The organism is Caulobacter sp. SSI4214 (assembly GCF_012184455.1).
GTDB classification, from domain to species: domain Bacteria; phylum Pseudomonadota; class Alphaproteobacteria; order Caulobacterales; family Caulobacteraceae; genus Caulobacter; species Caulobacter vibrioides_E.
The window spans coordinates 1-13,842 of the sequence record NZ_SZWJ01000101.1 but is presented as its reverse complement, the minus strand read 5'-3'; the positions used below and the strand labels follow the sequence as shown (position 1 = coordinate 13,842).

Genomic DNA, 13,842 nt, shown 5'->3' with positions numbered 1-13,842 from the left:
CCAGTTCGCTGGACGCCTTCGCCGGCGCGTCGCCGTTCGGCGCCGCCCTGCTGGAGGGCCTGGAGCCGTTCACGTCGCGCGTGCTGGAGACCAATCCGGCTCTCACCGCCATGACCGGCGGCAAGGCCGGCATGGTGTTCGGCGACCTGATCGATCCGGCCTCGCGCGTCGAGGCCGAGACTCGCCTGAAGGAGGGCAAGGCCGGCCCGTTCGAGGTGCGCCTGGCCCAGGACGCCAGCCGCATCGCCCACCTCTATCTTTACCGCGCCGAAGGCCGTCTAGTGGCCTACATGATCGACGTGTCCGAGCAGAAGCAGATGGAGCTTCAGCTGGCCCAGTCGCAGAAGATGCAGGCCATCGGCCAGCTGGCCGGCGGCGTGGCGCACGATTTCAACAACCTGCTGACGGCCATCCAGCTGCGCCTGGACGAGCTGCTGCACCGCCACCCGGTCGGCGATCCGTCCTACGAGGGGCTGAACGAGATCCGCCAGACCGGGGTGCGCGCCGCCGACCTGGTCCGTAAGCTGCTGGCCTTCTCGCGCAAGCAGACCGTCCAGCGCGAGGTGCTGGACCTGGGCGAGCTGATCAGCGAGTTCGAGGTGTTGCTGCGCCGCCTGCTGCGCGAGGACGTCAAGCTGATCACCGACTATGGCCGCGACCTGCCGCGCGTTCGGGCCGACAAGAGTCAGCTGGAGACGGCGGTCATGAACCTGGCCGTCAACGCGCGCGACGCCGTGCGGGCGGCCAAGGGCGGCGGCGTCGTGCGCATACGCACCGCGCGCCTGACCCGCGAGGAGGCCGTGCAGCTGGGCTTCCCCGGCGCCGAGGGTGACACCGCCTTCATCGAGGTCAGCGACGACGGTCCGGGCATTCCGCCGGACGTGATGGGCAAGATCTTCGACCCGTTCTTCACCACCAAGCCGGTGGGCGAGGGCACGGGGCTGGGCCTGGCCACCGTCTACGGCATCATCAAGCAGAGCGACGGCTGGATCCACGTCCACAGCCGTCCGGGCGAGGGCGCGGCGTTCCGTATCTTCCTGCCGGTCTATGACGCGCCGGCGGGCGAGCTGCTGGCCGCCGAGGCCGCCGCCGAGCCGGTCAAGCCGCGCGCCGCCCGCGACCTGTCGGGCGCCGGCCGCATCCTGTTCGTCGAGGACGAGGACGCCGTCCGCGGCGTCGCCGCCCGCCTGCTGCGCGCCCGAGGCTACGAGGTGCTGGAGGCCAGCGACGGCGAGGAGGCCTTGCAGATCGCCGAGGAGAACGCCGGCACGATCGACCTCCTGATCTCCGACGTCATCATGCCCGGCATCGACGGCCCGACCCTGCTGAAGAAGGCGCGGGGCTATCTGGGATCGGCGCCGGTGATGTTCATCTCCGGCTACGCCGAGGCCGAGTTCAGCGACCTGCTGGAAGGCGAGACCGGCGTGACCTTCCTGCCCAAGCCGATCGACATCAAGACCCTGGCCGAGCGGGTCAAGCAGCAGCTGCAGGCCGCCTGAGGTCGAGGCCCTCCTCCTCGCGGAGAAGGGCCAGACCTTAGAGCCCGTCCGCTTCAGATGGACTCATTTGAAGCGGATAAACAGGCTATAGAGTCCAATATTTAGAGCGCGTTCGAGCGGTTTAACCACTCACGCTTAAACCTAACGCGCTCTAGCCCCGCGCCGGCAGGAACCTTGGATTACGCAGCAGCGCCGCGCTGACCAGGGTCACCAGAACGCCGACCGGGAAGATCTCCATGAAGGTCTCCGGCAGGCGGTTCAGCGGGTTGGCGTAGTCCTTCTTCATCTGGGCCATCTCGGCCGCCAGCTTGGCGTAGGCCGCGCCGCTCAAGCCCTCGGCCTTCTTCTTGGCCAGGATGTGGCCCGTATAGTCGTCCATGAAGCTGTAGTGGGTGGCCGCCAGATAGACCTCCCAGATCAGCACGTAGGCCAGTGAGGCGACCAGGGCCACGCCCAGGCCGATCAGGAACGCCGGCCAGAACTTGATGACCCCGCCCAGGGCCTTGTCGCGGTGCGACTTGATGGCCAGCAGAACCGTGGACAGGCCGATCAGCATGATCAGATAGCCGACCCACATGTTGTGGCCGGTCGGGAAGACGATGGTCAGGATGATGCCCAGGGCGATGATCAGGCCCGCGATCAGGCCATGGGTCATGATGGTGCGTTGCATGAGAGTCTCCTCCGCGCCGCCCCCTCGCGACGCGTCTCCAGGCTGCCCTGGCCGGTGGGCGCGAGGGTATCGCCCGAAAGGGTGAATTCGACCGTCTCGCCCTCTTCGACGACCGTCAAGCGGGGCGTTCAGGGGATCAGCGCCAGCTCCCGCGCCTTGCCGATCGCCTGGGTGCGGCGACCGACCTCCAGCTTGCCGTAGAGGTTGGCGACATGGGTCTTGACGGTGTTGGGCGAGAGGCCGAGGTCGCGGGCGATCTCCTTGTTGGAGCGGCCGGCGGCGAGCCGTTCCAGGACCCGGATCTCCTGGCCGGTCAGGCCCAGGGCGGTCAGGGCGGCGTCGTTGCGCTGGAAGCCGTTCGGTCGAGGTCGCGCGGCGATCTTCCAGCCGACCCAGACACCGCCGGCGGCGAAGGCGACGCCGATCAGGCCGACATAGGTGCGCCAGGCGAAGTGGCCGATCACGAACTCGTCCTCCAGCCACTGCAGCGCGAAGGCGCCGACGGCCAGAACCAGGGCCCAAACGAGGATGGTGCGGATCATGACCGGGAGGGTGCGCGATCGCCCGGTTTCGTCAACCCAGCCGCGCCTTGGCCTCGGGCGGGGCGATCTGGTCGAACAGGATCCGCAGATGCTGGTCCTTGGCGTGGTCGTTGTGCAGCTCCCACGACAGCGAGACCGGCAGGCGCAGCCGGCCGCCGTCGGGCAGCCGGGCGACCAGGACCCGCCACGAGAAACCGTCGCCGGGATCGCCCAGCGGGTCCTTGAATTCCAGCGGCGCGGGATCGCGCAGGCGGAAACGCCGATCGGCTTGGGCCTCGAACCAGGCGCGATCGGCCTCGGCGGCCGGATCCTTGGCGGGGACGAGCTTGGCGGAGATTTTGCGGACCATGTAGGGGCTCTAGCACCGCGATACCGGACTGCCCACCGGCAAGTCGGCGTGGAAGCATGAGGGCTGGGCCGATCGGCGCCGTCTCCAAGCCGTCATCGAACTTCGCCATGATCCGTCCGCATGCATCTCTATCCGCCGTTTGATTTCGCCGTTTTCCTGAAGACCGGCGCCGCCCTGCTGACCGCCTTCATCCTGGGCGGGCTGATCGGTTTCGAGCGCCAGTGGCGCCAGCGCACGGCGGGCTTGCGCACCAATGTGCTGGTCGCGATCGGCTCGGCGGCCTTCGTCGATTTGGGGATGCGCGTGGCCGGGACCGACGGCTCGGTGCGGGTGATCTCCTACGTGGTGTCCGGGATCGGCTTTCTGGGCGCCGGCGTGATCATGAAGGAGGGGACGCAGGTGCGCGGCATCAACACCGCCGCCACCCTCTGGGCCTCGGCCGCCGTGGGCGCCTTCGCCGGCGCGGGCCAGTTCGCCGAGGCCGTGCTGGTCACCGCCTTCGTTCTGTCCGGCAACACCCTGCTGCGGCCGGTGGTGCAATACATCCACCGCCTGCCGATCACGCCCGAGGGCGCCGAGGCCCTGTACCGCGTCCACGTGGTCTGCAGCCCCGAGGACGTCACCGAGGCCCGCGACCTGCTGTTCGAGGAACTGGAGCGCCATCACTACCCGATCCGCGAGATCGAGACGCTGTCGGAAGGCGACGACGTGGTCGAGCTGGCCGCCATCCTGGTGCCGACCACGGCCAAGACCCAGGACCTGGACGCCATCACCGCCCATCTGGAGCGTCACCAGAACATCGAAAGCGCGACCTGGACGGTCAGCACCGAGAGCTGATCCGGGGCGGCTTCAGCCCTTGGGCCTTTCAGCCGCCGTTGGCGGCGTCCTTCGCGATCGCCGCGACGCTGCCGGTCGGGCAGACGGTCTTCACCGCCGTCAGAGCGTGGGTCGAGTAGTACTGGCTGCAGCGCGAGCCGCCGCGAACCACGGTCCAGCGGTCGATCCGCGCCGAGGCGAAGAACTCCGCCAGCGTGGTGCGGCCGTCGTCGTTCCAGTCCATCTCATGCCAGCTGTAGTGACGCTGCAGCACGACCAGCGACTGGACGGCGACATAGCCGACGCACAGCGCCGCGAGCGCGCTCAGCAGGACGGGCAGTCTTCGCAACATGGCTTCGTGTGTTCCAGGAGGCCCCGAGGGGGCGAGGTCCGCGTGCTCTCACGTCGATGACGTCGCCGCGCGAGCCGTCCCCCCGTCGGGCCGCGCGCGTTCCATTAGCACGATCGGCGCGCCCTTGTAGTGCGTATGAACCCGGATCTGGAACCCGACCTTGGCGGCCAGGGCCAGGGAGGCGGCGTTCTCGGCGTCGATGATGCACGGCACCCGAGGCGGGGCCAGGGTTTGGTCGATCCAGGCCAGGCCCGCGCGGACCGCCTCGGTCCCGAAGCCCTGGCCGTGCGCCCAGGCCGCCAGCACCCAACCCATTTCGGGGAGGCCCCTCAGGCTGGGCGCGATGTCGCGATGCAGGTCGGCGAAACCGACCTCGCCGACATAGCGGCCGGTCGAGGTCTCGCGCACCGCCCAGTAGCCGAAGCCCAGCACCGCCCAGAGGCCGCGCGCCCGCAGGAGGCGCGTCCAGCTTTCCTCGTCGGTGAAGGGCCGCCCGCCCACGTGCTGGACGACGATCGGATCGGCCCACATGGCGCGGCTGTCGTCGAAGTCCGCCAGGACGGGCGGGCTCAAGGTCAGGCGGGCGGTGGTCAGGGTCGGAGCGGACATGAGACTCGCCGTTTGCGGATCGTATGTCGGGCAAGCTACATCGGCGGCGTCGCCAGAGAAGACCCATGACCACGCCGCAAGACGCCATCGCCGCCCGCCGCAAGCTGACCAACAAGCTGATCGCGGCCAAGGACGCGCCGCGCCTGCGACCGTTCTTCGATCCCCGCGTCACCCTGATCGCCGGCGACGGCTCGCTGCTGCTGGGCGCCGAGGACGTGCTGGCCGCCTTCGCCAGCCAGTTCGCCGACCGGGGCTTCGTGGCCTATGTCCGGTCGACCGAACAGATCGAGCTGAACGCCGACGCAACCCGCGCCGCCGAGCGCGGCCGCTGGGTGGGAACCTGGAAGGACGCGCCGGAGCAGTCCGGAACCTACCTGGCCACCTGGAAGAAGGTCACCGGGCAGTGGGTGATCGAGAACGAGCTGTTCGTCACCCTGGGGTGAGGGGCGACACCGCCAGGCATCGTTCGGGACGCTGGACGCGGGGGGCTGACTCGGAATTAAGTCCGCCCTCGGAGTCTTGGGCCGATCGCTTTCGCCTCCGATCACGTCCTCGGAGGAAAAGCCGTGCTCAATCGTCGTCACATGCTGCTGGCCGCCGCCGCCGCGGGGGTAGCCGCCGTCGAGGGGGCGCCGTCCCTGGCCCGGGCGCGGACGGGCGAGGTTGGCCGGCTGAACGCCCTGCTCGACGCGATCATGGCCCAGCAGCTGCGCCTGTCGCCGGAGACGACGACGGGCCTTGGCCTGGACGTCGGCGAGCTGGCCTGGACCAAGAGCGAACTGGGCGACCGCTCGTCCGCCGCGATCCAGGCCGCCGAGCTTCGGAACCGCGAGCAGCTGGCCGCCCTGCGCGCCATCGACCGCGCGGCGCTGAAGGGCATGGACGCGGTCAATTATGACACCGTGGCGTTCCTGCTGGCCGTCCAGGACGAGGCCAATCGCAAGTTCAGCTATGGCGGCGGCGCCGTCGGCGCGCCCTATGTGCTGAGCCAGCTGACCGGCGCCTATCAGTCGATGCCGGACTTCCTGGACACCCAGCATACGATCGAGACCAAGGCCGACGCCGACGCCTATCTGGCGCGGATGGAGGGCTTCGCCCGGCTGATGGACCAGGAGACGGCGATCGCCCGCCGGGACATGGCGCAGGGCGTGATCCCGCCCGACTTCGTCATCGACAAGGCCCTGGTCGAGATGAAGGCCTTCGCCGCGACGCCGGCCGCCGACGCGCCGATCGTCAAGTCGGTCGTCCGTCGCGCCAAGGAGAACAAGATCCCCGGTGACTGGTCGGGCGAGGCCTCGCGCATCTACGAGGGCTCGGTGCTGCCGGCCCTGAAGCGCCAGATCGCCCTGCTGGAAAGCGTTCGGGGCCAGGCCACGCACGAGGCCGGCTGCTGGCGGCTGAAGGATGGCGGCGACTACTACGCCGTGGCGCTGAAGAGCTACACGACCTCCAGCATGACGCCGGACGAGATCCACCAGCTGGGCCTGGACCTGGTCAAGTCGATCTCGGCCGAGGCCGACAAGCTGTTCAAGACCATCGGCATGAGCAAAGGCACGGTCGGCGAGCGGATGCGGGCGCTGGGCCAGGACATCTATCCCAACACCGACGCGGCCAAGGAACAGCTGATCCAGGACCTGAACGCCAAGGTCGCCTTCATCCAGCAGCGGCTGCCGGCCTATTTCGGCGCGCTGCCCAAGGCGCCGCTGGAGATCCGCCGCGTGCCCAAGGCCATCGAGGCCGGGGCGCCGGCCGGCTACTACAATTCGCCGTCGCTGGATGGAAAACGCCCCGGCATCTACTGGATCAATCTGCGCGACACCAAGGAACAGCCGAAGTTCTATCTCTCGACCCTGACGGCTCACGAGGGCATTCCGGGCCACCACCTGCAAGGCTCGCTGTCGAACGAGGCGTCCCTGCCTCTGATCCGCAAGACGGTCTGGTTCTCGGGCTATGGCGAGGGCTGGGCGCTGTACGCCGAACAGCTGGCCGTCGAGATGGGCGTCTACAAGACCGATCCGCGCGGCCATCTGGGGATGCTGCACGACGCCCTGTTCCGGGCCGTGCGCCTTGTGGTCGACACCGGGATGCACGCCAAGAAATGGAGCCGCGAGCAGGCCGTCAAATACATGGTCGACACCATGGGCGACGAGGAAAGCGGCGCGATCACCGAGATCGAGCGCTATGTCGTGTGGCCGGGCCAGGCCTGCAGCTACATGATCGGCAAGATCACCTGGCTGCGCGCCCGGGCCAAGGCCCAGAAGGCGCTGGGCAAGGCCTTCGACATCCGGGCGTTCCACGACGCGGGCCTGTTGTCGGGCGCCATGCCGCTGACCGTGCTGGAGCGGGTGATCGACGACTACATCGTCAGCAAGGGCGGCAAGGCCTGACCGGGCGCGCGTTGGGTTTAAGCGTGAGCGGTTAAACCGCTCGAACGCGCCTAGGCCTGTGACTTAGCTAGCCCCAGCTTTCCGACGCGCCGGCGCGCCGCGCCGCGGCCTTGACCGGCGCGGCGGGGCGCAGGGCCGGCATCGGCTTGTCCGACGGCTTGCCGTAGAGCCAGCCCTGGGCGAAGTCGACGCCCGCCATGCGGACGATCTCCTCGACCTCGGTCGTCTCGACCATCTCGGCGACGGTGCGGATCTTCAGGTCGCGGCACAGCTCGACCAGGCGGCGCACCATGGCCCCGTCGCGCCCGTTGTCGGCCAGTTCGCGGACATAGCGGCCGTCGATCTTGACGATGTCCAGGCGCAGCTGCTGCAGATAGGCGAACGACGAGGAGCCCGCGCCGAAGTCGTCCAGGCAGACCAGCGAGCCCAGGCTGCGCAGGTTCTGAATGTTCTGGTTGGCGCGCGGCAGGTCGTCGATCGCGGCGGTCTCGGTGACCTCGAAGATCAGCCGCCCCTTGGCCTCGTCATATTTCGACAGCAGGCGGTCCACGTGGTCGACGAAGGTCTCGCTGACGATCGTGCGACCCGACACATTGGCCGCCAGGCGCAGCTTGCGGTCCTGGTCGTTGGCCAGCTTCTTGACCGTCTGCTCGATGATCGCGTGGTCCAGTTCCTCGATCAGGTCGAATTCCTCGGCCATGCGGATCAGGGCGAAGGGACTGCCGCCGTCCTCGAAGCGCACCAGCACCTCGTGGTGGTGGGCCAGGCCCGTCGCGAGGGCGACCACCGGTTGGAAGGCCAGGCTGAAGCGGCGCTGGCTGACCGCCACGCCCAGCGCGCCGGCGCGGGCCAGGGTGCGCTTGACCGAACGGTTCATCGCCTCCGACAGCGTCATCGGCGGCATGTCCTTGAGGCCCTCGCGCAGGAAGTCGTCGAGCGCGTAGCGCAGCGCCCGCAGGGCGCGGGCCGAGCCGCCGCCGGCCTCCAGCGGCACCACGTGGGCGCTAGCCTCGGCGCTGACCATCCGGGTCAGGCGCTTGACCATCTTCTCGCTGCCGTCGTCGCGCGATCGCAGCAAGGCGAAGCGGTCCGATGACAGACGGGTGGCCGCCGCGCCGCCGTGCGATTCCGATCGGATGGCGCCGGCCACCCGGGCGTCCAGGGCGGCCGCCTCCTCGGGCGTCAGGCCCTCGCGCATGGCGCCCAGACCCGCGAACTCGACCATGGCCAGTTCCAGCTCGAGGCCGGTGACGCGCGCGGCCTCGAACAGGCCCTTGGCGATGTCGTCGAACGATTCGCGCGGCGGCAGACCGCCGGGCTCCATATGGGCGCTGGTCGCCTGGGCGGCCGTGACGGCGCACGAGATCCGTCCGGCGTTGTCGGGCAGGGCGCGCAGGATGACCCGGACATGGCTCGGTTCGGCGCGCGCCAGGCGCAGCACCACCGGACCCCGGCGCACGCCGTCGTCGGCGCAGGCCAGCATGGCGTCCACCAGCGGCTGGTCGTCCGCGTGGAACAGGTCGCGCCAGCGCCTGCCCATCAGGCTCATCTCGCTCTCGCCCATGACCTTCTGCGCCGCGCCCAACGCCAGGCGCACGTGGTCTCCATGCAGCTCGACCAGAAGGTCGGCGCTGGCGAAGGCCAAGCCCAGAAGACGGCGCGGATCGATCGGCAAGACGGTAAATCCCCAACGACCCCCGATCATCGCACGCGGGACTTAAGGAGCCGTTGCCCGCCCCGCGCGCGGACCTCATTTCTGGTTTCTGGGCCTTCGCGAGGACGCCCAGCGCGAGGTGCGTCAGAAACGGTCGTTTCTAGTCGAGGGAACATCTTGCGAACATGGAACAAAGGCGGTACGCATTAAGGGTGTTCCACAGGTCGTTGCGACCAGGCGCGGGAAGCGCCGGGCCAGTGATCGGAATCATGGGATAGAGGGCGGACCAATCATGAGCAGTCAGGCGGCATTGAAACTCGTGGCTAAGGAAGAAGGCGACAAGCAACGCGCGCTGGAGGCGGCTCTCGCCCAGATCGACCGCGCGTTCGGCAAGGGCTCGGTGATGAAGCTGGGCGACAAGGGCAAGGTCGAGATAGAGTCGGTCTCCACCGGGTCGCTGGGCCTGGACATCGCCTTGGGCATCGGCGGTCTGCCCAAGGGGCGGATCATCGAGGTCTATGGCCCCGAAAGCTCGGGCAAGACCACCCTGGCGCTGCACGTCGTGGCCGAGGTCCAGAAGGCCGGCGGCACCGCCGCCTTCGTCGACGCCGAGCATGCGCTGGACCCGTCCTACGCCTACAAGCTGGGCGTCAATCTCGACAATCTGCTGGTCTCCCAGCCCGACAACGGCGAGCAGGCGCTCGAGATCACCGACACCCTGGTGCGGTCCGGCGCGGTTGACATCGTGGTCGTCGACTCGGTTGCGGCGCTGACGCCGAAGGCCGAAATCGAAGGCGAGATGGGCGACAGCCTGCCCGGCCTGCAAGCGCGTCTGATGAGCCAGGCGCTGCGCAAGCTGACCGCCTCGATCAACAAGGCCAAGACCATCGTCATCTTCATCAACCAGATCCGTCACAAGATCGGTGTGATGTACGGCAGCCCCGAAACCACGACGGGCGGCAACGCGCTGAAGTTCTACGCCTCGGTGCGCCTCGACATTCGCCGCACCGGTTCGGTCAAGGCCCGCGACGAGATCATCGGCAACAATGTCCGCGTCAAGGTCGTCAAGAACAAGGTCGCCCCGCCGTTCCGCGAGGTCGAGTTCGACATCATGTACGGCGAGGGCATCTCCAAGCTGGGCGAGATCATCGACCTGGGCGTCAAGGCCGGGATCATCGACAAGGCCGGCTCGTGGTTCTCGTATGGCAGCCAGCGCATCGGCCAGGGCCGCGACAATGTCCGCGAGTTCCTGAAGGCGAACCCCGACGTCGCCGCCGATATCGAAAAGGCCGTCCGCAAGGCGTCGCAGAAGATCGAGGAAGAGCTCCTGGTCGGCGGCCCGGAAGAGGGCGACGAGGACTAGGTTTCACCGGTTTCACCCGTTTCGCGGCCTTCGCCCGGCTCCGGGCGTCCCCGCCTTCAACACGCCCGCGGCCGGACCGCCGCGAGGGCCGCGATCTCAGGCCGCCTGGACCCCATGCCAGGCGGCCTACTCTTTTGAGGAGCAGAGGCGCGAATCCCTCTCCCGGCGGGAGAGGGCGGGACCCGTCCCGGCGAAAGCCGGGATGGGAGGGTGAGGGGTCGCGACGTCCGACGGCGTGCCGGCGCTCAGGCCACATCGAACCTCCCCGTCCGCCCCCGTTTCACCGGGTAGGGGATTGTCACCTGACGATCGTGAAAGCCCTGCTGGCCGCAAACACTCTTGGCCAGCCCCCAAAATCGCCAATCAGGCGCTCCGTGGCTCTTGGCGGCGGTCGGGACACCAAAGCGTTCTTTCGCGAAAGATCTCAGCTCCGCGTTTCCAAATAGCCTCCACCCATCTCGCAACGTCCTGTCCGCTTCTCGCCCTTTTCCGCGCCCTCGCGCGCCCCCATTTCCGAGTCGGTTTCCACTTCACGAAAAACCGCGCTATGAGCGCCCGACTCCCGGCCGCTCGCCGGGCGCTTAAGACTTGAGACGCTCATGCCCAGCTTGAACGAGATCCGCGGTACCTTCCTCGACTATTTCGGCAAGGCCGACCACGCTGTCGTGCCGTCCGCGCCGCTGGTGCCGCAGAACGATCCGACCCTGCTGTTCGTCAACGCCGGCATGGTGCCGTTCAAGAACATCTTCACCGGCGCCGAGACCCCGGCCCATCCGCGCGCAGCCAGCTCGCAAAAGTGCGTCCGCGCCGGCGGCAAGCACAACGACCTCGACAATGTCGGCTACACCGCCCGCCACCACACCTTCTTCGAGATGCTGGGCAACTTCTCGTTCGGCGACTACTTCAAGGAACAGGCGATCCACCACGCCTGGACCCTGCTGACCGGCGAGTTCAAGCTGCCCAAGGAAAAGCTGCTGGTCACGGTGTACCACACCGACGACGAGGCGGCGGCGCTGTGGAAGAAGATCGCCGGCCTGGGCGACGACAAGATCATCCGCATCCCGACCAGCGACAACTTCTGGTCCATGGGCGACACCGGCCCGTGCGGCCCGTGCTCGGAAATCTTCTACGATCACGGCGAAGGCATCCCCGGCGGCCCTCCGGGCAGCCCCGACGAGGACGGCGACCGGTTCATCGAGATCTGGAACCTCGTCTTCATGCAGTTCGAGCAGCTGGCCGGCGGCGAGCGGGTCTCGCTGCCCAAGCCCTCGATCGACACCGGCATGGGGCTGGAGCGGATCGCCGCCGTGCTGCAGGGCCAGCACGACAACTATGACATCGACCTCTTCAAGACCCTGATCGCCGCCAGCGTCGAGCTGACCGGCGTCAAGGCCGAGGGCGCCCAGGCCCCGTCGCACCGGGTGATCGCCGACCACCTGCGCTCGTCGTCGTTCCTGCTGGCCGATGGCGTGTCGCCGTCGAACGAAGGCCGCGGCTACGTCCTGCGCCGCATCATGCGCCGGGCCATGCGCCACGCCTATCTGCTGGGCGCGCAGGAGCCCCTGATGCACCGCTTGGCGCCGACCCTGGTCCGCGAGATGGGCCAGGCCTATCCGGAGCTGCGCCGCGCCGAGGCCTCGATCGTCGAGACCCTGCGCCAGGAGGAAGAGCGCTTCCGCACGACCCTGGGCCGCGGCATGGGCCTCCTGGACGAAGCCACCGCCAAGCTGAGCGCCGGCGGCGTGCTGGACGGCGAGACGGCGTTCAAGCTCTACGACACCTATGGCTTCCCGCTGGACCTGACCCAGGACGCCGTGCGCGCCAAGGGCCTGACCGTCGACACCGACGGCTTCGACGCGGCCATGCAGAAGCAGCGCGAGATGGCCCGCGCCAACTGGGCGGGCTCCGGCCAGCAGGGCGCGGCGGCCGCGTGGTTCTCGATCAAGGAAAAGGTCGGGGCGACGGCCTTCGTCGGCTACGAGACCACCGAGACCACCGGCGTCGTCAAGGCGATCGTCGTCGATGGCCATGAGGTCGAGAGCGCCCGCCCCGGCGAGACCGTCGAGGTCCTGCTGGACCGCACCAGCTTCTATGCCGAGAGCGGCGGCCAGGCCGGCGACACCGGCGTGCTGGAGGCCAACGGCCGCGAGAACCGCGTGCTCGACACCCAGAAGCAGGCCGGCGACCTGCACGTCCATCGCGTCGAGCTGTCGGGCGACTTGAAGGTCGGCGACGCGGTCGTGGCCTCGGTCGACGCCGAGCGCCGCCACACCACGCGCTCGAACCACTCGGCCGCGCACCTGGTGCACGCGGCCCTGCACCACGTGCTGGGTCCGCACGTCGCCCAGAAGGGCCAGATGGTCGACGGCGAGCGGATGCGCTTCGACTTCAGCCACGGCGGCCCGCTGACCCCCGAGGAGCTCGACAAGATCGAGGCCGAGGTCAATGCGGTCATCCGCCAGAACGTCCTGGCCGAGACCCAGGAAATGGCGCCGCAGGAGGCCATCGAGGCCGGCGCGGTCGCCCTGTTTGGCGAGAAGTACGGCGACAGCGTCCGGGTGCTGACGCTGGGCAAATCGCTGACCGACGAGGCCAAGGCCTATTCGGTCGAGCTGTGCGGCGGCACCCACGTGGCCCGCACCGGCGACATCGCCCTGTTCAAGATCGTCTCGGAGCAGGGCGTCGCCGCCGGCGTGCGTCGCATCGAGGCCCTGACCGGCGAGGCGGCTCGCCGCTTCCTGCTGGACCAGGCGGGTGTGGCCAAGTCGCTGGCCGACCAGTTCAAGACCCCGGTCGCCGAGGTCGCCTCGCGCGTCGACGCCCTGATCGCCGACCGCAAGCGCCTGGAGAAGGAACTGGCCGAGGCCAAGAAGCAGCTGGCCCTGGGCGGCGGCGGCGCGGCCTCCGGTCCGGAAGACGTCAATGGCGTGGCCCTGATCGCCCGCGTCCTCGATGGCGTCGGCGGCAAGGAGCTGCGCGGCGTGGCCGAGGAGTTCAAGAAGCAGCTGACCAGCGGCGTCGTCGCCCTGGTGGGAACGTCGGACGGCAAGGCCGCCGTCACCGTCGCGGTGACCTCTGACCTGACGGCCAAGTTCAGCGCCGCCGATCTCGCCAAGGCCGCGGTGATCGCCATGGGCGGCCAGGGCGCCGGCGGCAAGGCCGACTTCGCCCAGGGCGGCGCTCCCGACGACAGCAAGGCGCAAGACGGCCTGGCGGCGGTGAAGGCGGCGCTGGCTGGCTGATCGTCCGTAGCGATCCTCTTGGATTTGAAAAGAGGCCCGCCGCGACCCACGCGGCGGGCCTTCGTCTTAGGGCGCCTCGATCATCGCCAAGCGCTGGGTCAGGACTTCAACACCAGCGCCGCCACCGCCAACGTGATGGCCGAAAGCGCTGTCGTCAGGGCCACGATCCGCGCCGCGCCTCGGGGGAATACGCCGTAGGCGCGGGTCTGGATGAAGGCGCTCACCGCCGTAGGCGCGGCCGCCAGCAGGGTGGCGCCGGCGCGGAAGGCGGCGGGGGCCGGGGTCAGGCCGACCGCCAGCCAGACCATCAGCGGAAAGGCCGCGAGCTTGGCCAGGGCGGCCAGAAGCACGGGCCCGGC

12 protein-coding genes and 1 pseudogene are annotated in these 13,842 nt (G+C 68.8%); 6 read left to right on the top strand and 7 right to left on the bottom strand.

Going from position 1 to position 13,842, the window contains the following annotated elements:
* The coding region (locus FCU40_RS19955; RefSeq protein WP_168077315.1) for an ATP-binding protein at positions 1–1,499 on the top strand (1,499 nt) is incomplete at its 5' end.
* 151 nt (positions 1,500–1,650) lie between these two features.
* Here the strand turns inward: FCU40_RS19955 and FCU40_RS19950 are convergent.
* The 3 genes from FCU40_RS19950 to FCU40_RS19940 all read right to left on the bottom strand — a co-directional run bounded on the left by FCU40_RS19950 (position 1,651) and on the right by FCU40_RS19940 (position 3,060).
* Entirely contained in the window at positions 1,651–2,169 is a 519-nt protein-coding gene (locus FCU40_RS19950) for a DUF4199 domain-containing protein (protein WP_004622813.1), read from the bottom strand.
* A gap of 128 nt (positions 2,170–2,297) precedes the next feature.
* Positions 2,298–2,711, bottom strand: coding sequence for a response regulator transcription factor (locus FCU40_RS19945; protein ID WP_168077314.1), 414 nt, complete (start codon positions 2,709–2,711; stop codon positions 2,298–2,300).
* 31 nt (positions 2,712–2,742) lie between these two features.
* Positions 2,743–3,060: a hypothetical protein gene (locus FCU40_RS19940; RefSeq protein ID WP_004622809.1), complete on the bottom strand. Its 318-nt coding sequence runs from the start codon at positions 3,058–3,060 to the stop codon at positions 2,743–2,745.
* Positions 3,061–3,180: 120 nt separating this feature from the next.
* Here FCU40_RS19940 and FCU40_RS19935 point away from each other — a divergent pair, with 120 nt between their 5' ends.
* Complete coding sequence (locus tag FCU40_RS19935) at positions 3,181–3,897, top strand: MgtC/SapB family protein (RefSeq protein WP_004622808.1); 717 nt, start codon at positions 3,181–3,183, stop codon at positions 3,895–3,897.
* Positions 3,898–3,925: 28 nt separating this feature from the next.
* Here FCU40_RS19935 and FCU40_RS19930 read toward each other — a convergent pair whose 3' ends face one another.
* Together FCU40_RS19930 and FCU40_RS19925 are read right to left on the bottom strand one after the other, a co-directional pair.
* The gene (locus tag FCU40_RS19930) at positions 3,926–4,228 is read right to left on the bottom strand and encodes a hypothetical protein (protein ID WP_004622805.1); all 303 of its coding nucleotides are present in this window, start codon (positions 4,226–4,228) and stop codon (positions 3,926–3,928) included.
* 48 nt (positions 4,229–4,276) lie between these two features.
* Positions 4,277–4,837: a GNAT family N-acetyltransferase gene (locus tag FCU40_RS19925; protein ID WP_004622804.1), complete on the bottom strand. Its 561-nt coding sequence runs from the start codon at positions 4,835–4,837 to the stop codon at positions 4,277–4,279.
* A 65-nt stretch (positions 4,838–4,902) separates the two neighbouring features.
* Between FCU40_RS19925 and FCU40_RS19920 the strand changes: the two genes are divergently transcribed.
* Together FCU40_RS19920 and FCU40_RS19915 are read left to right on the top strand one after the other, a co-directional pair.
* Complete coding sequence (locus tag FCU40_RS19920) at positions 4,903–5,280, top strand: nuclear transport factor 2 family protein (protein ID WP_004622802.1); 378 nt, start codon at positions 4,903–4,905, stop codon at positions 5,278–5,280.
* Between the two features lie 123 nt (positions 5,281–5,403).
* Positions 5,404–7,224: a DUF885 family protein gene (locus tag FCU40_RS19915; RefSeq protein WP_168077313.1), complete on the top strand. Its 1,821-nt coding sequence runs from the start codon at positions 5,404–5,406 to the stop codon at positions 7,222–7,224.
* Positions 7,225–7,291: 67 nt separating this feature from the next.
* Here the strand turns inward: FCU40_RS19915 and FCU40_RS19910 are convergent, their stop codons facing one another.
* Positions 7,292–8,899, bottom strand: coding sequence for an EAL domain-containing protein (locus tag FCU40_RS19910; protein WP_168077312.1), 1,608 nt, complete (start codon positions 8,897–8,899; stop codon positions 7,292–7,294).
* Between the two features lie 271 nt (positions 8,900–9,170).
* On the opposite strand from FCU40_RS19910, the gene recA reads away from it, so the two are divergent.
* On the top strand, positions 9,171–10,241 hold the full coding sequence (gene recA, locus FCU40_RS19905) for a recombinase RecA (RefSeq protein WP_004622795.1): 1,071 nt from the start codon (positions 9,171–9,173) through the stop codon (positions 10,239–10,241).
* Between the two features lie 599 nt (positions 10,242–10,840).
* Positions 10,841–13,483, top strand: coding sequence for an alanine--tRNA ligase (gene alaS / locus FCU40_RS19900; RefSeq protein WP_168077311.1), 2,643 nt, complete (start codon positions 10,841–10,843; stop codon positions 13,481–13,483).
* A gap of 98 nt (positions 13,484–13,581) precedes the next feature.
* Here the strand turns inward: alaS and FCU40_RS19895 are convergent.
* Positions 13,582–13,842, bottom strand: a pseudogene (locus tag FCU40_RS19895) (AEC family transporter); the annotation flags it as partial.

What these genes read in the sequence shown, in the direction of transcription:
- FCU40_RS19950 (WP_004622813.1), bottom strand. Translation starts at nt 2,169, where the DNA reads ATGCAACGCACCATCATGACCCATGGCCTGATCGCGGGCCTGATCATC.
- FCU40_RS19945 (WP_168077314.1), bottom strand. Translation starts at nt 2,711, where the DNA reads ATGATCCGCACCATCCTCGTTTGGGCCCTGGTTCTGGCCGTCGGCGCC.
- FCU40_RS19940 (WP_004622809.1), bottom strand. Translation starts at nt 3,060, where the DNA reads ATGGTCCGCAAAATCTCCGCCAAGCTCGTCCCCGCCAAGGATCCGGCC.
- FCU40_RS19935 (WP_004622808.1), top strand. Translation starts at nt 3,181, where the DNA reads ATGCATCTCTATCCGCCGTTTGATTTCGCCGTTTTCCTGAAGACCGGC.
- FCU40_RS19930 (WP_004622805.1), bottom strand. Translation starts at nt 4,228, where the DNA reads ATGTTGCGAAGACTGCCCGTCCTGCTGAGCGCGCTCGCGGCGCTGTGC.
- FCU40_RS19925 (WP_004622804.1), bottom strand. Translation starts at nt 4,837, where the DNA reads ATGTCCGCTCCGACCCTGACCACCGCCCGCCTGACCTTGAGCCCGCCC.
- FCU40_RS19920 (WP_004622802.1), top strand. Translation starts at nt 4,903, where the DNA reads ATGACCACGCCGCAAGACGCCATCGCCGCCCGCCGCAAGCTGACCAAC.
- recA (WP_004622795.1), top strand. Translation starts at nt 9,171, where the DNA reads ATGAGCAGTCAGGCGGCATTGAAACTCGTGGCTAAGGAAGAAGGCGAC.
- alaS (WP_168077311.1), top strand. Translation starts at nt 10,841, where the DNA reads ATGCCCAGCTTGAACGAGATCCGCGGTACCTTCCTCGACTATTTCGGC.